Origin of the sequence: Mesorhizobium sp. M0292 (assembly GCF_040321695.1) — a bacterium.
In the GTDB taxonomy this organism is placed as follows: Bacteria; Pseudomonadota; Alphaproteobacteria; order Rhizobiales; family Rhizobiaceae; genus Mesorhizobium.
The window spans coordinates 1-25,302 of record NZ_JAMYSB010000007.1 but is presented as its reverse complement, the minus strand read 5'-3'; the positions used below and the strand labels follow the sequence as shown (position 1 = coordinate 25,302).

The window sequence follows — 25,302 nt, the reverse complement described above, 5'->3', positions numbered from 1 at the left end:
GCGGACTTTTGCAGTGGGGTTCATGACGATTTCGATGCGATCCTTGACCGGCAGACGGCCGTTCCTGACGGCGGCGCTGGCGATCGTGGCGCTGGCCGGGCTGGTGGCGGGCGCAATCACGGCCGAGCCACGGGCAAAAGACCTGTTCGGCGCCAAGAAGCTACCGGCGGTGGCTGCGGCGCAATCCTTCGGCTTCTATTCAAAGGGCTGCTTCACCGGCGGCGTCGCCATTCCGATGGACGGCCAGAACTGGGAGGTGATGCGTCCCTCGCGCAACCGGCGCTGGGGTCATCCAACGATGATTGCGCTGATCGAGAAGCTGTCGCGCGATGCCGCCGCCGACGGCTGGCCGGGGCTTCTGATCGGCGACATTTCGCAGCCGCGCGGCGGCCCGATGCTGACCGGGCACGCCTCGCACCAGATCGGCCTCGACGCCGACATCTGGCTGACGCCGATGCCCGACCGCAAGCTTACGACCCAGGAGCGCGAAAACATCAGCGCCACGCTGATGGTCGACGACAAGACGCATCTGGTGAAGGACAGGCTGTGGAAGCCGATACATACCAAGCTGTTGAAGCGCGCGGCGAGCTATCCGGAAGTCGAGCGCATCCTGGTCAATCCAGGCATCAAGAAGAAGCTGTGCGACACCGTCACCGGCGACCGTACCTGGCTGAGAAAAATCCGGCCGTTCTGGGGCCATGACTATCATTTCCACATCCGCATCGGCTGCCAGCCGGGTTCGCCCAACTGCAAGGGACAGGAAGCGACGCCCGACGATGACGGCTGCGGCAAGCCGCTGGCCTGGTGGTTTACCGAGGAGCCGTGGCGGCCCAACAAGAACCCGGACGCGCCCAAGGCGCGCGACCTGATGACGATGGCGAACCTGCCGAAACAATGCCAGTTCGTGCTCGACCAGCCCGATGCCGACTCGGCCGAAGCCGTCACCTATCGCGGCGGCGGCGTGCCGATCGCCGCCAGGGCGCCGGAACCCGACGCGCCTCCGCCTATTGCGGGCAATGCGGGCGGGTTGCCAAACGCAGCCAACGCCTTCACCGCCACGCCGGAGATCGGCATTCCCCTGCCAAGGCGACGGCCGCCGGCAAACGTCGGACAGTGATGGCGAACTGACGCTTTCCCTTTCCGGGGCCATGCGCTAGTCAATCGATTGAACACCGGGCGATTGAACACCGGGCGATTGAAAAACCGGGCGATTGAAACGGTCGCAACGGCGCCGCAAAGGGGACGAGCAAGAGCATGTCAGGCGACGACGACACCGCGTTGCGGTTTCCAGTGCTGATCGGCGACATCGGCGGCACCAATGCGCGCTTTTCGATCGTGCTCGACGCAAATTCGGAAGCCGGTGAGCCGCATATCGTGCAAACCGCCAATTTCGCCACCATAGACGAGGCGATCCAGGCGGCGGTGCTCGACCGGTCGTCCATCCGGCCGAATTCGGCAGTGCTGGCGATCGCCGGACCAGTCGATGGCGACGAGATCCCGCTTACCAACTGTCCCTGGGTGGTGAAGCCGAAGCAGATGTTTGCCAATCTGGGCCTGGGCGACATCGTCGTGCTCAACGATTTCGAGGCGCAGGCGCTGGCCGTCGTGGCGCTCGGCGAAGAGCATATGGAAAAGATCGGCGGCGGCGCGCCGGAGGAGAATGCCGGGCGTGTCGTGCTCGGCCCCGGCACCGGCCTCGGCGTCGCCGGGTTGGTTCATGCCCTCCACCACTGGATCCCGGTGCCTGGCGAAGGCGGCCATATGGATATCGGTCCGCGGACGCCGCGCGATTTCGAGGTGTTCCCGCATATCGAAAAGCTGGACGGCCGCATTTCGGGCGAGCAGATCCTGTGCGGGCGCGGTCTGGTCAATGTCTACCGGGCGGTCGCCAAGGCCGACGGCAAGCCGGCGCCGTTCACCACGCCGGCCGAAATCACCGGGGCGGCCCTGGCCAAGACCGATGCGGTCGCCGAGGAAGCGCTGGCGCTGTTCGTCACCTGCCTCGGCCGCACCGCCGGCGACCTCGCGCTGGTGTTCATGAGCCGCGGCGGCGTGTTCTTGACCGGCGGCATCGCGCAAAAGATCGTGCCCGCGCTGAAGGAAGGCAATTTCCGCGCCGCCTTCGAGGACAAGGCGCCGCACAGCGCGCTGATGGCCTCGATGCCGGTCTATGTCATCACCCACCCGCTGGCAGCGCTTCTGGGCCTTGCCGCCTATGCCCGCAACCCGTCGCTGTTCGGCGTCCAGACCGCGGGGCGGCGCTGGCGCACGTAATCCATTTCGTCCCGAACATGGGTCTGTTCCTGGAAATGGCTGCAGCTTTCGTGACCCTGACCTCGAGCCGCGACGAAGTTTCGCCATAGGCAAGCCGTAGCCGGGGCGCTAAGAGGGGGCCGAATTCCAGCCTGGCATCCCTAGATGCCGGTTGATTTCAGATCGAATCGACCTGAAATCATCCGGCTCTAAATCAAAGAGATAGAGCATGATGTCGTCCGAAAACCGCTTCACACTTTTCGGCATCATGCTCTAGCAAACCACGAAGCGCCCGCGATTTGACCGCTCAAAGTCCACTCAAACTGAAAGTCCAGCCAGCTGAGGTCACTGCGGTGCTGCGCCGCATCCTGGCCGAAAACGGTAGTGAATATCGCTGGACCTATGTCGTTGCCGTCGGCTGCCTGCTGATTGTTTCCGCCACCACCGCCTTCACGGCGTGGATCATGGCCCCGATGATCAACGAGATCTTCTACGAACGACGCGGCGACATGATCGTCTGGATCTGCGCCGGGTTCATGGCCGCCTCCGTGCTGCGCGGCTTCGCCGGTTACGGCCAGGCGGTCGCGTTGGCCAAGATCGGCAACAATCTGGTCGCCCGCTACCAGAAGCGCAGCTTCGACCATCTGATGAAGCTCGGCGTCGACTTCTTCAACGATACGCGTTCCGGTCGGCTGGCGGCACAGGTCAACGAGAATGTCGGCGGCGTTCGCGATCTGCTGTCGCTGACGCTGACCTCCATCAGCCGCGACGCGGTCTCGCTGATCGCCCTCGTTGGCGTCATGATCTACCAGGATCCGGTGTTGTCGCTCAGCTCGCTGCTGATCGGGCCGCCGCTGATCTGGGCCGTCGTCTACATCACCCGCCGATTGCGGCGCATCAACCGTGAATCGGTGCTGATCAACTCGCGGCTGAACGGGTCCGTACAGGAGGCCACGCAAGGCATCGCCATCGTCAAGGCCTTCACCCTGGAAGCCGAGCTGGCGCGCCGGATCGGCATCATGGCCGATACGGCCGAGCAGCGTAACAACAAGATCGCCCGGGTCGCGGAGCGGCTGTCGCCGATTTCCGAGATTTTGGGCGGTCTCGCCATTACCTCCGTCCTTGCCTATTCCGGCTACCGGGCGCTGGTGCTCGGACAACCACCAGGCGCTGTGTTTTCCTTCATCACCGCGCTGATCATGGCCTACGATCCGGCACGGCGCCTGGCTCGTACGCAGGTCGGTATGGAACGTGCCCTGGTCAACGCCCGGATGATTTACGAGCTGCTCGACCTGGAGCCTAAACAGGGCGATGCGCCCGACGCGGTCGAAGCCAGGATCACCACCGGCGAGGTTCGCTTCGACAATGTGACGTTCGGCTACAGCGCCGACATGCCGGTGATCAGGAACCTGAGTTTCACCGCCGCGGCCGGCAAGGTTACGGCGGTGGTCGGGGCCTCGGGTGCCGGCAAGACGACGCTCGTGGCGCTGCTGCAGCGCTTCTACGATGTCGACAAGGGTTCGATCGAGATCGATGGCCAGGACATTTCCAAAGTCACCAAGCACTCGCTGCGCGGCTCGATCGCCTATGTCTCGCAGGCGCCCTATCTGTTCGAAGGCAGCATACGCGACAACATCCGTTTTGGCCGACTTTCGGCGACCGACGCCGAGATCGAGCGGGCGGCGGTGCTGGCGGCGGCCGACGAGTTCATCCGTCAGCAGCCGCAGGGCTACGACACGCCCGTCGGCGAGGGCGGCTCGACCCTTTCCGGCGGCCAGCGCCAGCGCGTCTCGATTGCGCGGGCGATCGTGCGCAACGCGCCGATCCTTTTGCTCGACGAAGCGACCTCGGCGCTCGACAACGAGGCCGAGGCGCGCGTCCAGGAGGCCCTGACCCACGTGATGGAAGGGCGCACCACCATCGTGATAGCGCATCGCCTGTCGACGGTCGTCAACGCCGACCACATTATCGTGCTTGAAGAGGGGCGCCTGGTCGAGGAAGGCACCCATGCCGCACTGATGGCCGATCCAAACAGTGTCTACGCCCGCTTCCACCGCATTCAAGGCAAGAACGGACTGGGGCTTGTCGACGACTCGAAGCCCGTCCAAACTCCGGTCCGGCGCAGCCGCGCCAAGAAGGCGGTGGGGAGAACAGCATGAGCGAATCCAGCGAAATGGGCCTGGTGGTGGTGGGGGCGGCCGGCCGCATGGGCCAGACGCTGATCCGCGCCATCCATTCGATCCCCGGCGCCCGCGTCGTCGGCGCGGTCGAACGAACCGGATCGCCCTATCTCGGCAGGGATGCGGGCGAGCTTGCCGGCATCGGCATCATCAATGTGACGATCGGCGACGATCCGCTGCCGGTGTTCGCCAAGGCCGACGGCGTGCTCGATTTCACCATGCCGGCAGCCACCGTCGAATTCGCAGGCTATGCCGCGCAGGCACGCATTGCCCATGTCATCGGCACCACCGGCTGCTCGGCGGAAGACGACGCCAGGATCGAGGCCGCGGCGCGCCACGCGACGATCGTCAAATCCGGCAATATGAGCCTCGGCGTCAATCTTCTGGCGGTGCTGGTCGGGCAGGCCGCGCGCGCGCTCGGTCCAGAGGATTTCGACATCGAGATCCTCGAAATGCATCACAAGCACAAGGTCGACGCGCCCTCGGGCACCGCCTTGCTGCTCGGCGAAGCGGCGGCGGCGGGACGCGGCATTTCCCTTGCCGGCAACGATGTGCGGTCACGCGACGGCCATACCGGCGTGCGCAAGCCAGGAACGATCGGCTTTGCCAGCTTGCGCGGCGGCTCGGTGGTCGGCGACCACAGCGTCATCCTGGCCGGAACCGGCGAGCGCATCACGCTGTCGCACCATGCCGAGGACCGCGCCATCTTTGCCCGCGGCGCGGTCAAGGCCGCGCTCTGGGCGCGCGGCAAGAAGCCCGGACTTTATTCCATGCGGGACGTGCTCGGCTTGAGCTAAACCATCCATAATTTTGAAGGAGCAAACATGTCGGGAACTCTCGTGCTCGTGCGCCACGGCCAGAGCGAATGGAACCTGAAGAACCTGTTCACCGGCTGGCGCGATGTCGACCTTACCGAGCAGGGCCACAAGGAGGCCAAGGAAGCCGGCCAGAAGCTCAAGGCGCGCGGCTTGAAGTTCGACATCGCCTTCACCTCGGCGCTGATCCGGGCGCAGAAGACCTGCCAGCACATTCTAGACGCCGTCGGCCAGAGCGATTTGAAGACGATCCGCGATCAGGCGCTGAACGAGCGCGACTATGGCGACCTCTCCGGCCTCAACAAGGACGACGCGCGCCAGAAGTGGGGCGAGGAGCAGGTGCATATCTGGCGCCGCTCCTACGACGTGCCGCCGCCCGGCGGCGAAAGCCTGAAGGACACCGGCGCCCGCGTCTGGCCCTATTACCTGCACGACATGCAGTCGCATGTTCTGAAAGGCGGCACCGTGCTGGTCGCCGCGCATGGCAATTCGCTGCGCGCACTGATCATGGCGCTGGACGGCAAGAGCGGCGAGGAGATCGTCAAGCTTGAGCTCGGCACCGGCGTGCCGGTGATCTACAAGCTCAACGCCGATTCCACCGTGGCGTCGAAGGACGTGCTGGAGGGGTGAGGTTTTCGGCCAACGCATTCGCCAAGTCGGCGCTGCCCCTCATTGCCCTGCCGGGCATTTCTCCCCGTATAGTGACGGGGAGAAAGGGCTGGCCGCAGCCTCGGCGCTCTTCTTGTGACGCAGGTGACCGGCGAAAATCATCGATGAGAGCGCCCCTCTCCCCGTCACTGTACGGGGAGAGGATGCCGGCAGGCAGGTGAGGGGCGGCGCTGACCCCCGGGAAACTAAGCCGGCAGGCAGCGGCCCTCGAAAAAGCGCGTTGACACATATCGTTTGCCCGCTTACATGAGCCCGCACCAGCCCAGATGGCGGAATTGGTAGACGCGCACGGTTCAGGTCCGTGTTCCGCAAGGAGTGGAGGTTCGAGTCCTCTTCTGGGCACCAAATTCCCGTTTCGGATAAGTCCGAAATGATTTAGACGCGAAGCAAAAAAGCCCGGTTTCCCGGGCTTTTTTGCTGATGGATGACAGATAGTCCGGCGGAGGGTCAATGCGGCGGGCGAACCGCTTTCATTGCTTCTTCTTCGAGTGTCTGGAGCTTCTCCCGAATCTCCTCCGGCTCGGCATGCTCCAAGCCGACGACATCGTTTCTGGTCTCATTCAGCGAAACGATAATCTCATCAAGCTTGGCGTGAATGGCGGCCGTGTCGCGGTAACCCTGGATCAGCACAACGCCGGTGATCACGATGGCCGCTACCGACAATGCGTAGGTGACCACATTGGTCAGGCCGAATGGCACCAACGCAGTACAGAGCAGCATGGCTACAAGAAGGACATAGAAGCCCGGTGGCCGGGATAGAAAGTCGCCCATCACAAACAGGAAGCGATTCATATCCAGGCCGCGGTCAAAAATGCCACGAGTGCGGTGACGGCTACGCAAATTGGAATTGCCGCGAGTAAGGCAGCTTCCAGGACCCAAGTTTCCTTGTCGCTAAACATCAGACATCCTCCCGTTGAGAAAAGGCTGCCCGTAGACTTTCACAGGGCAGCCACAGCCCGCCGCTCCAGACCGGAGCGGCGGGCTCGCGCGTTACTCGATGATCTGCACGACCTTGCGCGTGTCGGGATCGACGAGAACCGCATGATCTCCGACAACCGTATACTTGTAGCGGACATCCGGAACGTCGATTGCGTGGAGCTCGACAGTGTCTGGAAGTGCCGTGCCGACATTGAGTTCGACGCCGAGCAAACTGACTGAGGCCAGCTTCTGCTTATGGATATATTCGCGAATGACCGTCTGTTGTTCGGGCTTGAGAACAATAACATCCTCGGCAAACGAGGTGCCGATGCCCGCCATAAGGACGAGGGCGCCGGCGGCGCTGACGAAATATCTGGTCATGGGAATTTCCTTTCATAGGCAGTTCGGAAGCGTGGATACGAGCAGATCAGCCGCCACTCGCAGGGGCTGGGGCAGGTGCCGCAGGCTTTGCGGGTGCAGCCGGAGCTTCCACCTTTGGCGCTTCAACCTTGACGTCGATATCCTTGCCGCCGTCGCCGCGGATATTGATGACGCCGGTAAAAATAAGCAACACTACGACCGCAATAAGTGCAAGAACAACAGCAATCGCAGTGCCGCCGCCACCCCCAGAATTAACAACAGTTGGGCCGTCGGCCATGTGTTCCTCTCCTGTTTTATTTAGTTGCATTTGGGAAACGCCTGCCCCGCTTGAACGTTCCGCCTCGGGACTTGGGTCTTAGCTGATATCCGACTTTGGTCTGGTTCGCCGCGGACTGAAGTCACAGGAACAATCTGGCTGATCTCAAGTTCGGTCCCTCGGCGAACAGGCGTGGTGCCGTCGCCGGATTACGCGAGGAGAAAACCATGAAAATCCACTTTGCAAGTGCCGCTGCAGGCTTGTTGCTTTTGGCTGGGGTCGGCGCCGCCGCAGCTCAGGATGTCGTCATCACACCGGAGCAGGATACGGTCGTCCGCGAATACGTAAAAAAGCAGCCGCTGGCTTCGGTGAAGGTCCCGGGCGTGGAGCTGAACGTCGGCAGTGCCTTGCCTGATACGGTCGAGCTGCACGAAGTTCCCAACGTCAAATACCGCTACGTCGTGGTCGACAACCGCACCGTCCTGGTCGATCCCAGCACCCGGAAAATTGTGAAGGTCTACGACTGATCGAATAGCTGCCGCCCGCCGCCGGCCATGGCGGCGGGCAGCGGATTTCACATTGCGCTCCAGGATGATCGAAGATGATCGATGACGTCGAGACATCGCCAGCCCTTGATACCCGCTTGGGTTCTCTCAGGGCGAGAATGCGCGATGCGCGCATAACAGAGGCCGACATGAAGACCTTTCAGAAAGTCGCATCCATCATGGTTGGCGGCAGTGGCCGCATCAGCGGCGATGACCTGATTGCAGCGTCGTTCGTCCTCGAGGACCAGCCGGAAGGCTTGTGAGGCGGAGTACTCACGTGTGCAGGCTCCCGCAACGCTGATCCCAAGTGTTCTGGTGCTGAACACATTCCTGCTACGGGCCGGCGTCGAAGGCGTGCCCGCTGGCGAGGTCGCGTCGCGCTCAAGCATCGTCCAGAACACCATGTCGCCGCATGTGACGATACTCGGCCATGCTAGCCGATGCGGGCGCCATAGAAAATCACCGCGGCCGGCAGAACCGGGCAGGCCGGTCCAGAGCGTCGCCACGCCTATGGTCAGAAATGTCACCGAGGCCAGTTTGGTGCAGATCGGATGATGGTAGCGAGCGATCGCCATATCGACCGTACGGGCGCCGGCCTGGGAAGGACCCACCAGCGCGCCAAGGCCGACCGCCGCGCCCAGCCTGGTCGGCGCGCTGTTTGCCCTGCAACGCGGGGCTATGCGGCGTGCTCGCACAAGTTAGCTCCAACTTGAGGCACGGCGTGAAGTCTCGGTGCTTGCCCCCACGATGGCGAGGTACGAAGTCAAAAGCGGTCAATGTGTTTAGCGATTTACAGTCGACTTCAGCCGCCGTTTCGAATGATGGCGCCCCGCAATCACGAGATTTGTCGATAATAATCGATATTAGGCTGTATTCGCGACTATTCTCATAGTGGGCGATTAGATAAAATTGATATGATATCCCAGGTCGGAGGAGATCGATCCATTCGGGCCGGCATCAGCATGATTGAACCGCAGCTACCGCAAGTTGACAGCATCATCGGGCGGATCTGGTTTGGTACGAAGTCTTAATACGTCTCACCTAAGGTCCAACTTTGACTTCGGGAGCGCGACGTTCGACAGACATATCTCCGCAGGTTACATTCGCCAGTCAGACAGCGCTCCGCACTCGAATGGATGTCTCTGAATGCCGGGCCTCACGCCTTCACGACCGCACCCGAGAACCTTGGGATGGATGGGCACGACAGCGCTCGCCATGGGTGGCAGCAATCAAAGCCTGTTTCTGATTGCCGCCCTTTTTGTCGGTCAGGGGAATATTCCCGGTCAAGGAAGCGCTGCGGTTCCTTTGCTCGTTGTTGGTCTGCTTCTAGGCTGGGCCGCCGCGCCTGCGTGGACCGAATTGGTTCTCATGTGGCCAAACCGCGTCGGCGGTATCTCTGCAGCGTGCGCCGAAGCCTTCCGACCTTACAGTCCCGTTCTCTCGGCTCTGACGGGCACCTGCTATTGGTGGGGTTGGGTGCCGACCTGCGGACTGACAGCGGTTCTTTCAGCGTCTGCAATCCAGCAATGGTACCTGCCGGGCCTCCCCGTGGAGGCGGTCGCCTGCGGGCTCATCGCATTCTTTACGGCGGTCAACCTGTGTGGAATCAAGTGGGTGGTCCAACTGGCGATCCCGATCGCCACTGCCTCCGCGACGCTTGCGTTTCTCTCATCCCTCGTCCCGGTCATCAGTGGCTCGGTCGACTGGCGGCAGGCGACGGATTTTGCCCTGACCAGCCCGTTTACCGGCCTGTTCGGCGATATCACGTCGGTGATGGCGGGACTGTACCTGATCGGGTTTGCCGCACCGGCATTTGAGGCTGCAGCCTGCCATGTTGGCGAAACCATCGATCCCAACCGCAACATTCCTCTGGCGATGTGGGCCAGCGCCGCAATGGCCGGCGTCTATTTCCTGGTCCTGCCGGTTGTCTGGCTGGGTGTGCTCGGGCCGGAGCCGCTCGGCACCGACCTCGCCATAGCTCTCGGGCCCACCTTTGCGCCCTTGTTGGGGAGTTTCGGCAAGGCGGCCGCCATCTGGCTCATCATGCTGAACATGTTCCATGGAACGTTGCAGCCATTGGCAGGCGCCGCGCGGACCCTTGCGCAGCTGAGCGAAGACGGCCTGCTGCCGAGCTTCCTGGCCAGGCGCACCTCAACAGATTGTCCCTGGGCGGCAACGCTGCTCACAGCTGCCGCGGCAATCGGCTTCATGCTGTGCGGGTATCCGCTCTGGATGATCGCCGCGGCCAATTTTACGTACCTGATCAGCATCTGCATGCCAAACATCGCAGTCTGGCTCTTGCGCCGTGACAGTCCCGAAGCCGAGCGACCCTTCCGGGCTCCCAGGGGAACGATCATCCTTGGCGTAGGCGCGGCTGCAATATGGCTGTTGACCGCCATACTGGGATTTCAGCAATTTGGCCTTCCTACCGTCCTGTTCGGTCTGGCTTTGGCATATTCGGGTGCTGCGCTCTACGCCTGGCGCACGATGGAGGATCGATACGCACTCGGTCTACCCTTGCTGCCACATACGCTTCACCTGAAGCTTACCGGAGCCATGCTTTTTGTGCTCGTGCTTGACGGTGCCGGCTATTTCCTGGCGATCGGCAGCGTTCCCCAAGGCGACACTTCATTGGTCGCCGCGCTGGAGGACATTTTTGTCGTTGTCGCGCTGCTGACCATCAGCGTTGGCCTGATCTTGCCGGGAATGATCACCCATTCGGCGACCGAGGTGAGCAACGCGGCAAAGCGTCTGACATCCGGAACGCTGAAGGATTTCTCTCTCGCCATGGTCGCCCTGGGGCGGGGAGACCTCGCTGCGGCGCATGCCTCCGTGAACATCATGCCGGTTACGGTAAACTCTCGTGACGAACTTGGAGAGATGGCCGAAAGCTTCAACCTGCTCCAGGACAAGGTGAGGGAAGCCGCCCACGGCCTGGACGACGCGCGCGAGAACATGAACGTAGCGCGCACCGAACTGATGGCACGGCACGAGGAAATCGCGCATCTCGCGCACCACGATCCGCTTACCGGCCTGGCGAACCGAGCCGCGCTTGCAGCACACCTGGCCACGACGCTCGAGCGCGCAAAAGCAACGCACGCCAGCTTTGCCGTCTTCAGCATCGACCTTGACCATTTTAAAGAGGCGAACGACGTTTTCGGGCACGCCGCCGGCGACGATCTGCTTTGCACCATTTCCCGGCGTCTCCAAACCGCGGCGCCTGAGGCCTTTATCGCGCGCATGGGTGGCGACGAATTCACGGTTGTCCTGGCCATGGATGACCGGTCCGCGAGTGCCAAGGACGTTGCGGACCGTCTGTTCGAATCGGCGGCAGGCAAATTCGAAATCCGGGGCCAGCACATTTCGATCGGGGTGAGCATCGGGGCGGCGATCTATCCGAAAGACGGAGAGAATGCAGCGGCGCTGATGGCAAATGCCGACGCAGCGCTCTACCGGGCCAAGGCGGACGGCCGTCGAATGGTGCAATTCTTCGATCCTGAGATGGATAAGCGGCTAAGAGAGCGCTACGCCTTGCAGCGAGATTTGCGCTCTGCGGTCGGCCATGGCGAACTTGTGCTTCATTACCAGCCGCAAGCCAGGATAGACGGCGAAATCTTCGGTTTCGAGGCACTCGCCCGATGGCACCATCCAAAACATGGGCTCATCTCCCCAAACGCGTTTGTCTCGCTTGCCGAACAGGATGGCACGATCGTTGAGATAGGTGAATGGACGCTCAGGCAGGCGTGCAGAGACGCGGCCTCCTGGCCCTCACCGCTGCAGATCGCCGTCAACCTCTCTCCCGTGCAGTTCCGTTTCGGGGACCTGGTAGGCCTCGTTCATTCTATCCTCTACGAGACCGGCCTTGCTCCGGGGCGGCTGGAACTGGAAATCACGGAAGGGGTTCTCATCCGCGACCGGGCAACCGCCTTGTCGGTTTTGCGGAGGTTGAAGGCGTTGGGCGTCAGGGTCTCGATGGATGATTTTGGCACCGGGTATGCCTCGCTGTCCTCGCTGCAGGCGTTTCCATTCGACAAGATCAAGATCGATCGCAGTTTTGTTTCGGGTGTCGGTTCGAATGTCCAATCGGCCGCCATCGTGCGCACGATACTCAGCCTGGGGAATGCGCTGGCCTTGCCTGTCATCGCGGAGGGTGTCGAAACAGAGGACGAGCGTGCCTTCCTGATGAGGGAAGGATGTCCCGAAATCCAAGGATATCTGGTGGGGCGCCCGCATCCGATAGCGCTCTACAAAGATGTGACGAATGGGCTTTCGCCGGGATCTGCCTTCGGGGAGCCCGAGGATACCACCGCACCCCAGGCGCTTGGCGTAACGCGATAGCCGCGGCGCCGTTCGTCGGCGCGCTGCTCCTGCAACACACCGGTGAGCGAGGACTGCCGACGGTACTGCTCGGGCTCGCCCTTACAAAGGTCGCACTGGTCGGCGCGCTGTTTGCCTTGCAGCGCGGGGCCATGTGAGGCATCCGCACGAGTTGGTGCGGGAACCAACCTGCCCTCCCGGCCAGGCGCTTAACAAACCACTTCAAACCCGGCCGTCTCGGCGCTACGCTCGCACCTATGGCCCCACCCACCCAGCCGATCACCGTCACCCGCCGCGACCAGATGTTTCCCATCCTGGGCGACGCCGATATCGAGCGCATGCGCCGGTTCGGCGAGGCGAGTTCCTATGCCGCCGGCGAGCATATCGTCACCGCCGGCACCGTAGCGCCGGGGCTGATCGTCATCCTGTCGGGCACGGTCGATATCACCCAGGATGTCAGGCCTGGCCGGCGCGAGACCATCGTCACTCATGGTCCCGGCAATTTCATCGGCGAGCTGGCGCAGCTTTCCAGCCGGCCGTCGCTGGTCAATGCGGAGGCGGCCGAGCCGGTCGAGGCCTTCGTCATCCCCTCGCAGCGGCTGCGCGACCTGATGGTGCAGGAGGCAAGCCTTGGCGAGCGGATCATGCGGGCGCTGATCCTGCGCCGCGTCGGGCTTCTGGAAAGCGGCTCGAGCGGGCCGGTCGTCATCGGCCCGGCCGGCAATGGCGACACGCTGCGGCTGCAGGGATTTCTGCGCCGCAGCGGCCAGCCGCACCGCGCGCTCGATTCCGACAGCGACCCGTGCGCCAAGACGCTGATTGAGCATTTTCATGTTGACCCGCACCATCTGCCGATCGTGCTCTGCCCCAACGGCAAGCTGATGCACAATCCCAGCGAAACCGAACTTGCCCGCTGCATCGGCCTGCTGCGGCCGATCGATCCCGACATGGTCTATGACGTCGCCATTGTCGGCGCCGGGCCGGCGGGGCTGGCGGCCGCGGTCTATGCGGCATCCGAAGGGCTGTCGACCATCGTGCTCGATTGCCGCGCCTTCGGCGGCCAGGCCGGCGCCTCCGCGCGCATCGAGAACTATCTGGGTTTCCCCACCGGCATTTCCGGCATGGCGCTGATGGCGCGCGCCTACAACCAGGCGCAGAAATTCGGCGTCGAAATAGTCATCCCCGACGAGGCCAAGCTGCTCGGTGCAGCAGGCGAGGGCTACACGCTTACCGTCGGCGACGGTGAAAGCCTGCGCGCACGCACGGTGGTGATCGCCAGCGGCGCCCGCTACCGCCGCCTCGACATCGCCAAGCTGGCCGAGTTCGAGGGCACGTCGGTGCATTACTGGGCCTCGCCGATCGAGGCGCGGCTATGCACAGGGCAAGAAGTGGCGCTGGTCGGCGCCGGCAATTCGGCGGGGCAGGCGGCCGTCTATCTCGCCAGCCAGGTCCGCAAGGTGACGATGCTGGCGCGCCGCGGCCGCCTCAGGGAAACCATGTCGCGCTATCTGGTCGAGCGTATCGAGGCGCAACCCAACATCGAGGTGCTTGGCGAGACAGAGATCGAGGCGCTGGAAGGCGAAGGCGGCAATCTCACCCAGTTGCGCTGGCGCAACCCCGGCGGCGTCGAGACGCGCCCGATCCAGCATCTCTTCCTGTTCATCGGCGCCGACCCCAACACCGATTGGCTGGCTGGGTGCGATATCGCGCTCGACGCCAGGGGCTTCGTGCGCACCGGCGCCGACATAGGGGCGGGCCAGATGGAGACCAGCCGCAGCGGCGTGTTCGCCATCGGCGACGTGCGCTCCGGCTCGGTCAAGCGGGTCGCCGCCGCCGTCGGCGAAGGCGCCCAGGTGGTGGCTGCCTTGCACGCGTATCTCGCGCGACCCAACGCAGCAGCGCCCGAACTGGCCAGGAGAGCATAATGGATGAATGCAAACACACGCGCGACATCAAGACGGTGACGCCGAGCGCGCTCGGCTGCGAGGAGTGCCTGAAGAGCGGCTCCATGTGGGTGCATCTCAGGCTGTGCCGCACCTGCGGCCATGTCGGCTGCTGCGACGACTCGCCCAACCGCCACGCCACCAAGCATTTCCACGCCACAAAGCACCCGATCATCGAAGGCTACGACCCGCCGGAAGGCTGGGCATGGTGCTTTGTCGACGAGGCGTTCATCGACCTGGAAGGCGACGTGACGCCTCAGAACGGCCCGATCCCGAAGTTTTTCTGAGGCGGCCGACTGTCGGCCGACCGCTGCGCCTATTTCACCGAGCCAGTAACCGTGCGGTCTATGGCATTGGGATTGTGGTCGTTGCCGGCAAGTGCGGCAATGATCAGAAGACTGGCGACGACCGGGACGAACAGGATGGCCACGCGGGCCTGCACATAAAAAATGGCGCGCCATTCGCTGCGCTTTTCCGGGTTGTTGTCCATCATACTCACTCTCGCCATGCCTCCCCAGGCGGGACATAGCGGCGAAGGGTTAAGCAAAGGCTGCTGAATGTGTTAACGCGCGGCGGATTGGGATTTAATCTCGACGGTCAGCGCCGCCCCTCATTGTCATCGGTACGCATCTGGTACGCCTACCCCCGCAGCGCCTGGTCCAGGTCGGCGATCAGATCATCGCCATCCTCTATCCCCGACGACAACCGCACCAGCGAATCCGAAATGCCGATTTCCGCGCGCTTTTCCGCCGGGATCGAGCCGTGCGTCATCAGCGCCGGGTGTTCGATCAGGCTTTCGACGCCGCCGAGGCTTTCAGCCAGCGTGAACAATTGCGTCCGTTCGAGGAAGCGTTTGGTGCCGGCGAGGTCGCGGTCGAGGTCGACCGAGATCATGCCGCCGAAGGCATGCATCTGTTGGACGGCGATGGCGTGCTGCGGATGGCTGGCCAGGCCGGGATAGACGACGCGGCGCACATCTTTTCGCGCCTCCAGCCACTGCGCAATCTTCAGGCCGTTCGTGGAATGCCGCTCCATCCTGAGCGCCAGTGTCTTGATGCCGCGCAGCGCGAGAAAACTGTCGAAGGGACCGGAGATGGCGCCGATGGCGTTCTGCAGGAATTTCAGCTGGGCGGCGAGATCCTTGTTGTCGCCGACGATGGCGACGCCGCCGACCATGTCGGAATGGCCGTTGAGATATTTTGTCGTCGAATGGACGACGATGTCGATGCCGAGTTCAAGCGGCCGCTGGATGTAGGGGCTGCAGAACGTGTTGTCGGCGACCGTCAAAACCCCTTTGCGCCTGGCGAGTGCCGCAACGCCTTCGAGGTCGACGATGCGCAGCAGCGGATTGGTGGGCGTTTCGACCCAGAGCAGTTTCGTCTCCGGACGGATAGCGGCTTCGACAGCGGCGAGGTCGGTAAAATCGACGAAGGAGACCTGCAGATTGGCCGAGCGCTTGCGCACCCGCTCCATCAGCCGGAACGAGCCGCCATAGATGTCGTCGGTTGCAACGATATGGGCGCCGCTGTCGAGCAGCTCGAGCACGGTCGAGATCGCCGCCAGGCCGGACGCGAATGCAAAGGCGGCCGAGCCGCTTTCGAGATCGGCCACCGCGCGCTCGAAGGCGAAGCGGGTCGGGTTCTGGCTGCGGGCGTACTCAAACCCCTTGTGCACGCCGGGCGACTGCTGGCCATAGGTCGAGGTCGCGTAGATCGGCACCATCACCGCGCCGGTCAGCGGGTCATGGCTCTGGCCGCCATGGATGGTGCGCGTGGAAAAAGCCAGGCGGTTCTTGCCCGATGGGGGTGTTTCAGCAGTCATCGTGCGCGCCTTAAATGGTTGATCAGGTCGATACGGGTTATCAGGCCGACGAACTCGTCGCCATCGAAGATGATGGCGACCTCGTTGCGGTCGAACACCGGCAGCAGCGCATCCAGCGTCTGGCTGGCCTGCAGCGTGTGCAGATTGGAGGTCATGGCGGTGCACACCGGAGCGTTGAAGCGGTCCCAGCGGCCGTCATAGGGGCCGTCGACCTTGGCCAATATATCGCCCTCATCGATAATGCCGACCAGCTTGCCGTTGTCCAGCACCGGCAGCTGCGAGACATCGGAGCGGCGCATGCGGCCATAGGCGTTGAGCAGGCTTTCGTCGGGGCCGACATAGACGGTGTCGCCGGTGCGGTGCGAGCGCACGACAAGGTCGCGCAGATCGCCATGCTGTTCCTGTTCGGCCAGCCCCTGCTCGGCCAGCCAGAAATCGTCGAACACCTTGGACAGGTATTTGTTGCCGCTGTCGCAGACGAAGGTGACGACGCGTTTTGCTGTCGTCTGCTCGCGGCAATAGCGAAGCGCGGCCGACAGCAGCGTGCCGGAAGACGAGCCGGCGAGAATGCCTTCCTTCGAAAGCAGGTCCCGCACGGCCAGCATGCTCTGCTTGTCTGGGATGGAATAGGCTTTCCTGACCAGCGACAGATCGGCATTGGGCGGCACAAAATCCTCGCCGATGCCTTCGACGGTCCAGCTGCCGGCCTCTTCCATCTTGCCGGTCTTGATCAGCGGCGCCAGCACCGATCCGACGGGATCGGCCAGCACCATTTCGGTCTTCGGCGATGTTCTGGCGAAGTAGCGGCCAAGCCCGGTCAGCGTACCGCCGGAGCCGACGCCGACGACCACGGCGTCGAGGTCGCCATCGAGCTGGGCAAGGATTTCCGGTCCGGTGGTGGTCTCATGCGCCTCGGGGTTGGCCGGGTTGGCGAACTGGTTGGCGTAGAAGGCGCCGGGCGTTTCCGATGCGATCTTCTCGGCCATGTCCTGGTAATATTCGGCATGGCCCTTGCCGACATCGGAGCGCGTCATGCGCACTTCGGCGCCGAGCGCGCGCAGATGCTGGATCTTTTCGCGCGACATCTTGTCGGGCACGACGAGGATGATGCGGTAGCCCTTGGGGATGCCGACCTGGGCGAGGCCGAGGCCGGTATTCCCGGCGGTCGCCTCGACGATGGTGCCGCCGCGCTTGAGCTTGCCTTCCTTCTCGGCCGCGGAAATCATAGACAGCGCAATGCGGTCCTTGATCGAGCCGCCTGGATTCTGGCTTTCGAGCTTGATGAACAGCCGGCACTTGCCGGTGTCGAATTTGGTCAGTTCGACCACCGGCGTCTGGCCGATGAGGTCGAGCACCGAGGCGTAGGGCGGACGCAGGCGGGATAACGCGCCGTCCGAACTGCCTGGCGCAGCTTTTCCGTGCTCGCTCATATCGATGTGCTCCCTTGAACAAGCGACCGCCTCGGGGGCAGAGCGGCAGCGTAGCTTCTTTTCCGGCCGTTTGCAGTCGGAAAGAAGGTAGATCGTGCCAATCAACCGGCGAGAGGGGGAATGGAATTCCAGTTTTAGGCCGGCTTTGGACTCAAGCCCAACACCCTCCGTAGCGATCCTTCCCACCCCCCTCTGAGGGGCGTGCTATCCCACCGACGTCAACAGCTTTACCCCAGCAGCTGCTTGCTCAGCCGCGCACACTGGACTCGGATATCGGGGATGGCGTCGATCTCGAAGAAGGTGCCGCGGGTCAGCGGCCCGACGGCGAGGATCTTGGCCGATGCGGTGCCGTCGCCGGCGATGATTTCGCATTTGGCTGTGACATCGAGACCAAGCCGCAGCGGGTCGGGCCGCGCCAGGCCGCGGTCGACCAGCGAGCGCACGACGCTGTTCGACGTCGTCGAGATATCGCGGGCGATGCCGGTGCAATCATAGATGCGGGCGACCTGCAGCGTTTCCAGCGCCTTTGTGTGGCGGGACTGGATGCCGACGGTGAATCCATCGCCGGCCTCGATGCCGACGACACGGCCGGCGACCGGGCGGATGCGGCCGGTGCGCACCGCCTCGGTGACGCGGGCATGCACCTCGGGCGCCAGCCGATGGCGATGGATGTCCCACCAGGCCTTGGTGTGCTCGACGAAGCGGCGCTTGGCCGAGGACGGCCAGTTCTGCCAGATCTTCTGGTTGAAGGGTCGCAGCCCATCGACGACGTCGCGCCAGTCGATGCCGGCCTTCTGGTTTTCTCGGATCAGGTCGCGGAACCAGCCGACGAAATAGGAGAGCTGCGTGCCGAGCGGAATGTCGGCGACGTCGAGCTTGATCGGGTTGCCCTTGCGGTGCGGCGACGGCAGCAGGCCGCGCCGCGACACGGCGACGATCTCGCCGCGATGGCCGCGCTGCTCGAGCGACAGGAAGGCATCGACCATGCTGAGCCCGGTGCCCAGCACCAGCACGCGGGCTTCAGGATCGAGCGCTGTGTCGGCCTCGGTGCCCATGCGGATGGCATGACCTTGGCCGGCGCCGGGCTGCTCGTCGTGGCCGGTGGCAAGCACCGCCAGATGCGCGACGACGCTGGTGCCGTTGGCCAGCACCACTTCGACACCGGACGATGTCGGCGAGATCGACAGGCTTTCCTCGCGAATCAGCCTGAGACGGCCGGTTTCCTTTTCGCGCGCTTCGAGTTCGTCGAGCACTTCCTTGAGGTAGCGGGCATAGACGCTGCGCGGTGCATAGAAGGGTGTCTGCGGCGTCTGTTCCTGGCTTATCAGGCCGCGCCCCTGCAACCAGCGCCAGAAATTCAGGGGATCGTCGGCATAGGCGCTCATCCCCGCGGCGCTGACATTCAGCACGTGCGCCGATAAGAGCGTCGAATAGGCGATGCCCTGGCCGAAATGCGGACGCTTTTCGATCAGCGTGACGCGAAGGTCCGGGTTGGGCGACTTCAGCAGATGCGCGGCAAGCACGACGCCGCTGGCGCCGCCGCCGACGATGATGATCGAGCTGCGGATGATCGAATTGGCGCGCGCGACGCTCATGCGAGCACGCTCAGGATCAGGCGGGGACCTTTTGCGCCGGCGCAAGCTCGTCGATGTCCCTCGCGACCGGAAGGTCGTCGAGGACGATGTCGCGCATCTCGGCCAGCGTGCGCTGGTCGAGCACCTCGGCGATCGCCTGCCGGACCTCGAGCATCAGATGTCGGACTTGGCATGTCGCCTCATTGCAGTCTTCACAGCGCTGATACTGGGTGCGGCTGGCGCAGGGGATGGGCGCCAGCGGTCCGTCGAGGACGCGCACGACATGGCCGACCTTGATCTCGTCGGCCGGGCGCGCCAGGCGATAGCCGCCATCCTTGCCCTTGCGGCTCTGGACGAAACCGGCATTGCGCAATTCGCCCAGAATGGCGTCGAGGAATTTCTTCGGGATGTTGTTGCCGCTGGCGATGTCGCCGACGAAGGCGAGCTGTCCCACCGGCAGATGCGCCAGATGGACCAGCGCCTTGAGGCCGTACTTGCCTTTTTTGGTGAGCATAGACCGAATGTTTCTCTGTCAGGCGATGGCCCAAACCATCGGTTGCGAAACGCCTGACGTGCCTCCCCGCCGCGTGCAAGCTGCTTCGACACATAAATTCTACTGACATGATATACAAGCCGAGAAACCTTGATTTTGCTTCGTTTTCACGCCGCAGGGGCCACTTTGGCAAGGCTTTGTGCCGTTACGGTCACAGCCAGCCGCGAGCGATTGCGGCGATGAACGGCGGCTCCTGCTCCCAATGTCGATAAGATTACTATACTTACCCTCGAACACGCGGAACGTGTTTTCAAATCAACCGTCTTTTACAGCATGGATTTGCGCCATTTGGGGCTTTGCCGGGAATTTTGGGTCGCAGCCCGCGGATCGGCGAACATGACTCCCGACAACTCGGGCGCCGCCCTGCGCCCGATATCAGGACGCCGCCTTGCCGCTCTGAGACCGGGCGGCCTTGGCGGCCACCGGCACGCCGCTTGACCGCAGCATCCAGCGGTGGCCGTCGCTGCGGAAGTCGGTGAGGCTCAACGGCTCGACATCGATCCTGCGGCAGGCCGCAAGCGGCGCGCCGAGCACCAAATCAGGCCTCTTCCGTAGCGAGGGTTGGCAGGACCACCAACTCTTCAGCACCTTTGGGGCGCCGTTTGCGTTTGTGCACGGTCCGACACGGGCCGGTCACCGCGCCCGCATCAGCCGTTGGTTTTTTTCTAACAAGTGCTTTTTCCTTGGAACGATTTAACTCTACAAGAATGATAGAATTAGCTGACTATGAACAGGCATCCGGTTTTTCTCATTTTTCATGGAGCCTTTCATGTCCAGCATTTCGCGACGCATTGTCCTCCTGTCGTCGGCAGCTTTGGCGGGTGCGGCCTTCCTCGGCCCGGCCCAGGCGCAGGACCTCAACATCACCATTGGCTACCAAACGGTGGTCGAACCTTCGAAAGTAGCACAGGCCGACGGCGCCTATGAAAAGGCGACCAAGGCAACGATCGACTGGCGTAAGTTCGATTCCGGTGCCGATGTCATCGCCGCCGTCGCATCCGGTTCGGTCGATATCGGCTATGTCGGCTCGAGTCCGCTGGCCGCGGCCGCCAGCCGCGAACTGCCGATCCAGACCATCTTTGTCGTCGGCCTGATCGGCCAGTCCGAGGCGCTGGTCGCCCGCAATGGATCCGGCATCGAGAAGATCGCCGACCTCGCCGGCAAGAAGGTGGCGGTGCCGTTTGTGTCGACCACGCATTACAGCCTGCTTGCCGCGCTGAAGCACGAAAACGTCGACCCGAAGTCGGTCGAAATCCTTAATCTCAGGCCACCGGAAATAGCCGCCGCCTTCGCCCGCGGCGACATAGACGCGGCCTATGTCTGGGATCCGGCGCTCGGCCAGATCAAGACGACAGGCAAGGTGGTGCTGGATTCCTCGCAGGTTGCCGCCTGGGGCGCGCCGACCTTCGACGCCTGGATCGTGCGCACCGACTTCGCCGAAAAGAACCCGGACGCCGTGCGCGATTTCGTCAAGGTGACCGGCGAATCCTATGCCCAGTTCCTGGCCAAGCCCGAGGCATGGTCGGTTTCGTCGCCGGAAGCGGCCAAGATCGCCAAGATCACCGGCGCCAAACTGGAAGAGGTGCCGCAGCTCCTCAAGGGTTACGTCTTCCCGACATTGGAAGAGCAGGCTTCCGACAAATTCCTCGGCGGCGGCACGGTCAAGGCGATCGAGGCAGCTTCGGCCTTCCTCAAGGAGCAGGGCAAGATCGACGCCGTGCTGCCCGACTATTCGAAATACGTGTCGTCGAAATACGTGACCGAGGCTCTGGCCTCGAACTGATCTTCAGTTTTACGCAATTCCGGACGGAAAACCGCTTCACACTTTTCCTGGAATTGCTCTGAACACGCGCGGTTTCCTCTTCCCTGACGCCGCGTGCTGCCTGTCCCGGATCCGCTCAACGAGGGCCGGGGCAGGCTGATTTTCTTCCGGAGCCCCTTTTCATGCCGCATCTCGTACTCCACCCGCATCTCGTACTCGACAAGGTCTCGGTTCACTATGACGGCCAGGCAGCGCCGGCGGTCGACCGAGTTTCCATCGATGTCGCCAAGGGCGATTTCGTCGTGCTGGTCGGCCGCTCCGGCTGCGGCAAGACCTCGCTGCTCAATGTCGCCGCCGGCCTGGTCGAGCCTGCGCGCGGGGTCGCCACGATCGGCGGCCGGCCGATCACCGGCCCAGGCTCCGACCGGGCGGTCGTGTTCCAGAACGATGCGCTGTTTCCCTGGCTGACGGCCCGTGAAAACGTCGCCTTTGCGCTCAGGCTGCGCGGCGTGCCGCAAGCCGAGCGGGCGCGCCGCGCCGACCAGTTGCTGGCGCTGGTCAAGCTTGACGGCGTCGGCGACAAACGCATCTGGGAATTGTCCGGCGGCATGCGCCAGCGCGTCGGCCTCGCCCGAGCGCTCGCGGCCGAGCCGGAATTCCTGCTGCTCGACGAACCGCTCGGCGCACTCGATGCGCTGACGCGCGAGCGCATGCAGACGACACTGCTCGACCTGTGGACCGCAAGCCGGGTCGGCGTGCTGATGGTCACGCACGGCATCGAGGAGGCGCTGGTGCTGGCCACAAGCATCGTCGTTTTGGCGCCCGGACCGGGCCGCGTGGTGCGGACATTCGAGACCGGTTTCAGCCGGCGCTATGCCGCAGGCGAGCCGATCCGCGCCATCAAGGCCGATCCAGTCTTTGCCGCGGCGCGCGGCGAGCTGACCGATGCGATCTTCGAAGGAGAGGCGGCATGAGCGTCACCTCCTACAGCGAGCGGCCGGCCACCGGGACCGGCGAGGCCGATGCCATTTCGGTGCCGTGGTCGCGGCCGGTGCGGAAGCGGCGCGGGGTTTCCTCGCGGGCGATCAGCGCCGTCACCATCCTGGCCGCGCTGGCGGCATGGGCGCTGTCTGCGCGCCTGCAACTGGTGTCGCCGGTGTTCCTGCCGTCGCCCGCCGCCGTGTGGACCAAGTTCATCGTGGTGATCAAGGACGGCTTCGTCGACGCGACTTTGCTCCAGCATATCGTCGCCAGCCTCGGCCGCGTGTTCGCGGCGCTGCTCGCGGCCATCGTCATCGGCGTTCCGGTTGGGCTGGCTATCGGCATTTCGACGGTCGGGCGCGGCATCTTCGATCCGTTGCTCGAATTTTTGCGGCCCATCCCGCCGCTCGCCTATCTGCCGCTGGTCATCATCTGGTTCGGCATCGGCGAGCCGTCAAAGATCCTGGTGATCGCCATTGCCATGCTGGCGCCGGTGGCGCTGTCGACGGCCTCGGGCGTGCGCGGTGTCTCAAAGGAGCGCATCGATGCGGCCCGTTCGCTTGGTGCGACGCAGCGCCAAGTGGTGCGCCATGTCATCCTGCCCAGCGCGCTGCCGTCGATCCTCACCGGCCTGCGCATCGCGCTCGGCGCCGGCTGGTCGACGCTGGTTGCAGCCGAGCTGGTGGCGGCAACGCGCGGCCTCGGCTTCATGATCCAGTCGGCCGCCCAGTTCCTGGTCACCGATGTCGTGGTGATGGGAATAGTGGTGATCGCGACAATAGCCTTCGTGCTGGAATTCATCATCCGCCGGATCGAGCGTCAGCTGGTTCCGTGGGCGGGAAAGGAATGACAACAAGTTTCTGCCGGTTTGACCGGCTGCTTCCCTTCGCAGCACGGCGACCGCCGACCCCGGAACAGAAGGAGTGATGTCATGACCCAGTCCACCGCGGTGCTGTTCGCCCATCTCGGCAACTGGCTGCTCGCCTGGCGGGAGAACTCGTCGTCACAGCCGCAACCGAAATCGCCGGCCCCGGTGCAACTCGACGCCGAACGCGACCGCCTGCCGCCACGCGACGAGGGATTTTACTGGGCCTGGCAGTATTGGTCGCAGTGAGGTGATGGTGATTAGCGCCAGCCTTCGCGATTTCGTCATCCTAGGGCGAAGCAAGGAGCGAAGCGACGCGGCGCAGACCCTAGGATCCATGCCGAGACGCTGATGCTACGCTCCAGGGGAGCAACAAACCGGGCGCCTACCACCCGGTTCCGCGAAACAGCTCAAACCACTCCGGATTGGCCTTCTCTATCAGTTCGATCTTCCACTGTCTCGGCCATCGCTTCAGCGACTTCTCGCGTTGAATGGCATCGGTGATGTCGAAGAATTCCTCATACCAGACCAGCCGTTGAACACCGTAGCGGCTGGTGAAGCCTGCGCCCTGGCCGGATTTGTGTTCAGGCATGCGGCGGGCGAGATCGTTGGTGACGCCGATGTAGATCGTGCCGCGTTTTTGGCTTGCAGTCATGTAGACGTAGCCGGTCATGGTTTCAGGGTATCGAGCCTCGGTTCGCGCACAAGCGACATTCTGATCCGTTTCACTCTACGCCAAACGTCACGGCATGGATCCTAGGTCTGCGCCGCGTCGCTTCGCTCCTTGCTTCGCCCTAGGATGACGAGCGCTGGGTTCTGAAGAAAATATTTCCACGTCAAGCAGCCAACTCGCAAAATCGTTTCTCTACTAAATTTATAGACCTACCTAGCCTTGTCTCTCATCCACGGCAGGCAGCCCTTCCCGGCGCCGGTTCGCAGCGAAGGAAGAGGGATCATGTTCAGCCTGACCAGACGCATCTTCGGCATCGGCCTGTTGGCGGCGGGCATTTCCGCCTCGCTCAGTGCCTCGGGGCAGGAGTTGAAGCAGCTCAACATCGGCTATCAGAAGACCGGCCTGCCGGTCATCGCCCGGCAGCAGCAGGTGATCGAGAAGGCGCTGAGCGACAAGGGTGTCGCGGTGAAATGGGTCGAATTCACCGCCGGCCCGCCGCTGGTCGAGGCGCTCAATGTCGGCGCCATCGATGTCGGCTGGACCGGCGACGCACCGCCAATCTTCGGCCAGTCGGCCGGCGCCAACATCGTCTATGCGGCGGCACTGCCGGCCAATGGCGACGGCGAAGCGATCTTCGTCAAGCCGGCATCGCCGATCCAGTCGCTCGCCGACCTCAAGGGAAAGCGCATCGGCGTCGGCAAAGGCACCAGCGCGCACAATCTGCTGGTCGCGGCACTCGAAAAAGCAAACATCCCCTTCGACCAGATCACCCCGGTCTATCTCAGCCCGGCCGATGCCGCGGCGGCTTTCGCCAGCGACCAGATCGATGCCTGGGCGGTCTGGGATCCGTTCTACGCCATCGCCGAGACACGCTACCAGCCGCGCGTGCTGGCGCGCTCCAGCGAGGTGCTGAAGGTGAACACCTATTTCCTCGCCAACAAGGATTTCGCCAAGGCGCATCCGGAGACGATCGCCACGACGATATCGGCGCTCGGCGTGGCGGCGAAATGGGCGGACGCGAACCGCGACAAGGTCGCCGCGGCGCTGCATGAGGTGACCGGCGTGCCGCTCGATGCACAGACGATCGCGGCCAACCGCACCAAATTCGGCATCTTCCCGATCACCGACGAGATCATCGCCGGCCAGCAGGCGACAGCCGATCGCTTCTACAAGCTCAAGCTGATCCCGAACGCGGTGCGCATCTCCGACGCCGTGTGGACCGCACCGGGCAATTGAACTTTCACGTGTGGCGGCGGGCGCGGAAACCCCCCCCGCCGGGGGGGTGTAACAGTCAGGGGGTTTTGCCAGGACCCGGCAAAAAAACCCCCCACCCCCCCCCCCGCGATGTGTAGTGTTAGAAACCCGC

The 25,302-nt window shown here is 63.4% G+C and carries 25 protein-coding genes and 1 tRNA gene; 16 read left to right on the top strand and 10 right to left on the bottom strand.

All coding sequences use genetic code 11. The features are described 5' to 3' along the window. The first annotated feature begins 34 nt into the window (after positions 1–34). The 6 genes from mepA (at position 35) to NKI96_RS13090 (ending at position 6,262) form a co-directional block, all read left to right on the top strand. Entirely contained in the window at positions 35–1,117 is a 1,083-nt protein-coding gene (mepA, locus tag NKI96_RS13115) for a penicillin-insensitive murein endopeptidase (RefSeq protein WP_373420153.1), read from the top strand. 137 nt (positions 1,118–1,254) lie between these two features. Then, positions 1,255–2,274: a glucokinase gene (locus NKI96_RS13110; RefSeq protein WP_352804723.1), complete on the top strand. Its 1,020-nt coding sequence runs from the start codon at positions 1,255–1,257 to the stop codon at positions 2,272–2,274. 278 nt (positions 2,275–2,552) lie between these two features. Beyond that, the gene (locus tag NKI96_RS13105) at positions 2,553–4,412 is read left to right on the top strand and encodes an ABC transporter ATP-binding protein (RefSeq protein ID WP_023681221.1); all 1,860 of its coding nucleotides are present in this window, start codon (positions 2,553–2,555) and stop codon (positions 4,410–4,412) included. Then, a complete protein-coding gene (gene dapB, locus NKI96_RS13100) occupies positions 4,409–5,230 on the top strand; it encodes a 4-hydroxy-tetrahydrodipicolinate reductase (RefSeq protein WP_023747442.1) in 822 nt (273 codons plus the stop codon). Before NKI96_RS13105 ends, dapB begins: the two co-directional genes overlap by 4 nt. A gap of 27 nt (positions 5,231–5,257) precedes the next feature. Continuing rightward, positions 5,258–5,878, top strand: coding sequence for a 2,3-bisphosphoglycerate-dependent phosphoglycerate mutase (locus tag NKI96_RS13095; protein ID WP_023672068.1), 621 nt, complete (start codon positions 5,258–5,260; stop codon positions 5,876–5,878). A gap of 299 nt (positions 5,879–6,177) precedes the next feature. Continuing rightward, a tRNA-Leu gene (locus NKI96_RS13090) sits at positions 6,178–6,262 on the top strand. Positions 6,263–6,364: 102 nt separating this feature from the next. On the opposite strand, the gene NKI96_RS13085 is transcribed toward NKI96_RS13090, so the two are convergent. From NKI96_RS13085 to NKI96_RS13075, 3 genes are all read right to left on the bottom strand, one after another. Continuing rightward, complete coding sequence (locus NKI96_RS13085; protein WP_023672069.1) at positions 6,365–6,709, bottom strand: low affinity iron permease family protein; 345 nt, start codon at positions 6,707–6,709, stop codon at positions 6,365–6,367. Between the two features lie 198 nt (positions 6,710–6,907). Further along, positions 6,908–7,216, bottom strand: a complete 309-nt coding sequence (locus tag NKI96_RS13080) for a DUF1236 domain-containing protein (RefSeq protein WP_023681217.1) — start codon at positions 7,214–7,216, stop codon at positions 6,908–6,910. Between the two features lie 46 nt (positions 7,217–7,262). Next, positions 7,263–7,493, bottom strand: coding sequence for a hypothetical protein (locus NKI96_RS13075; RefSeq protein ID WP_081731077.1), 231 nt, complete (start codon positions 7,491–7,493; stop codon positions 7,263–7,265). Between the two features lie 206 nt (positions 7,494–7,699). Between NKI96_RS13075 and NKI96_RS13070 the strand changes: the two genes are divergently transcribed. The 5 genes from NKI96_RS13070 (at position 7,700) to NKI96_RS13050 (ending at position 14,564) form a co-directional block, all read left to right on the top strand. Further along, positions 7,700–7,999, top strand: coding sequence for a DUF1236 domain-containing protein (locus NKI96_RS13070; protein WP_352804719.1), 300 nt, complete (start codon positions 7,700–7,702; stop codon positions 7,997–7,999). A gap of 74 nt (positions 8,000–8,073) precedes the next feature. Continuing rightward, positions 8,074–8,280 (top strand): hypothetical protein, encoded by a 207-nt coding sequence (locus tag NKI96_RS13065; RefSeq protein ID WP_023681214.1) that lies wholly within the window; start codon positions 8,074–8,076, stop codon positions 8,278–8,280. An 883-nt stretch (positions 8,281–9,163) separates the two neighbouring features. Then, positions 9,164–12,355 (top strand): amino acid permease, encoded by a 3,192-nt coding sequence (locus tag NKI96_RS13060; protein WP_352804717.1) that lies wholly within the window; start codon positions 9,164–9,166, stop codon positions 12,353–12,355. A 236-nt stretch (positions 12,356–12,591) separates the two neighbouring features. Next, positions 12,592–14,259 carry an FAD-dependent oxidoreductase gene (locus NKI96_RS13055; RefSeq protein ID WP_352804714.1) on the top strand — a complete coding sequence of 556 codons (1,668 nt, stop codon included), beginning with the start codon at positions 12,592–12,594 and terminating at the stop codon, positions 14,257–14,259. Next, positions 14,259–14,564: a UBP-type zinc finger domain-containing protein gene (locus NKI96_RS13050; RefSeq protein ID WP_023672079.1), complete on the top strand. Its 306-nt coding sequence runs from the start codon at positions 14,259–14,261 to the stop codon at positions 14,562–14,564. Before NKI96_RS13055 ends, NKI96_RS13050 begins: the two co-directional genes overlap by 1 nt. Positions 14,565–14,593: 29 nt before the next feature. Here the strand turns inward: NKI96_RS13050 and NKI96_RS13045 are convergent, their stop codons facing one another. The 6 genes from NKI96_RS13045 to NKI96_RS13020 form a co-directional block, all read right to left on the bottom strand. Continuing rightward, a complete protein-coding gene (locus NKI96_RS13045; RefSeq protein WP_081725472.1) occupies positions 14,594–14,770 on the bottom strand; it encodes a hypothetical protein in 177 nt (58 codons plus the stop codon). Positions 14,771–14,916: 146 nt separating this feature from the next. Further along, positions 14,917–16,098 (bottom strand): trans-sulfuration enzyme family protein, encoded by a 1,182-nt coding sequence (locus NKI96_RS13040; protein WP_023702430.1) that lies wholly within the window; start codon positions 16,096–16,098, stop codon positions 14,917–14,919. Then, a complete protein-coding gene (locus NKI96_RS13035; RefSeq protein WP_023672082.1) occupies positions 16,095–17,528 on the bottom strand; it encodes a pyridoxal-phosphate dependent enzyme in 1,434 nt (477 codons plus the stop codon). Before NKI96_RS13035 ends, NKI96_RS13040 begins: the two co-directional genes overlap by 4 nt. Positions 17,529–17,755: 227 nt before the next feature. Beyond that, complete coding sequence (locus NKI96_RS13030; RefSeq protein WP_023672083.1) at positions 17,756–19,123, bottom strand: FAD/NAD(P)-binding protein; 1,368 nt, start codon at positions 19,121–19,123, stop codon at positions 17,756–17,758. A 16-nt stretch (positions 19,124–19,139) separates the two neighbouring features. Further along, positions 19,140–19,616: an RrF2 family transcriptional regulator gene (locus tag NKI96_RS13025; protein WP_023672084.1), complete on the bottom strand. Its 477-nt coding sequence runs from the start codon at positions 19,614–19,616 to the stop codon at positions 19,140–19,142. 414 nt (positions 19,617–20,030) lie between these two features. Then, positions 20,031–20,192 carry a hypothetical protein gene (locus NKI96_RS13020; RefSeq protein ID WP_023706948.1) on the bottom strand — a complete coding sequence of 54 codons (162 nt, stop codon included), beginning with the start codon at positions 20,190–20,192 and terminating at the stop codon, positions 20,031–20,033. Positions 20,193–20,424: 232 nt separating this feature from the next. On the opposite strand from NKI96_RS13020, the gene tauA reads away from it, so the two are divergent. The 4 genes from tauA (at position 20,425) to NKI96_RS13000 (ending at position 23,512) form a co-directional block, all read left to right on the top strand. Next, positions 20,425–21,438: a taurine ABC transporter substrate-binding protein gene (tauA, locus tag NKI96_RS13015; protein ID WP_023710332.1), complete on the top strand. Its 1,014-nt coding sequence runs from the start codon at positions 20,425–20,427 to the stop codon at positions 21,436–21,438. Positions 21,439–21,599: 161 nt separating this feature from the next. Continuing rightward, positions 21,600–22,391, top strand: a complete 792-nt coding sequence (locus tag NKI96_RS13010) for a taurine ABC transporter ATP-binding protein (protein WP_023686044.1) — start codon at positions 21,600–21,602, stop codon at positions 22,389–22,391. Further along, positions 22,388–23,248, top strand: coding sequence for an ABC transporter permease subunit (locus NKI96_RS13005; protein WP_023742004.1), 861 nt, complete (start codon positions 22,388–22,390; stop codon positions 23,246–23,248). Before NKI96_RS13010 ends, NKI96_RS13005 begins: the two co-directional genes overlap by 4 nt. An 81-nt stretch (positions 23,249–23,329) precedes the next feature. After that, complete coding sequence (locus tag NKI96_RS13000; protein ID WP_023672089.1) at positions 23,330–23,512, top strand: hypothetical protein; 183 nt, start codon at positions 23,330–23,332, stop codon at positions 23,510–23,512. A 136-nt stretch (positions 23,513–23,648) separates the two neighbouring features. Here NKI96_RS13000 and NKI96_RS12995 read toward each other — a convergent pair whose 3' ends face one another. Further along, entirely contained in the window at positions 23,649–23,936 is a 288-nt protein-coding gene (locus NKI96_RS12995; RefSeq protein WP_023710330.1) for a GIY-YIG nuclease family protein, read from the bottom strand. A gap of 282 nt (positions 23,937–24,218) precedes the next feature. On the opposite strand from NKI96_RS12995, the gene NKI96_RS12990 reads away from it, so the two are divergent. Further along, positions 24,219–25,172 (top strand): sulfonate ABC transporter substrate-binding protein, encoded by a 954-nt coding sequence (locus tag NKI96_RS12990; protein WP_352462799.1) that lies wholly within the window; start codon positions 24,219–24,221, stop codon positions 25,170–25,172. Positions 25,173–25,302 lie beyond the last annotated feature (130 nt).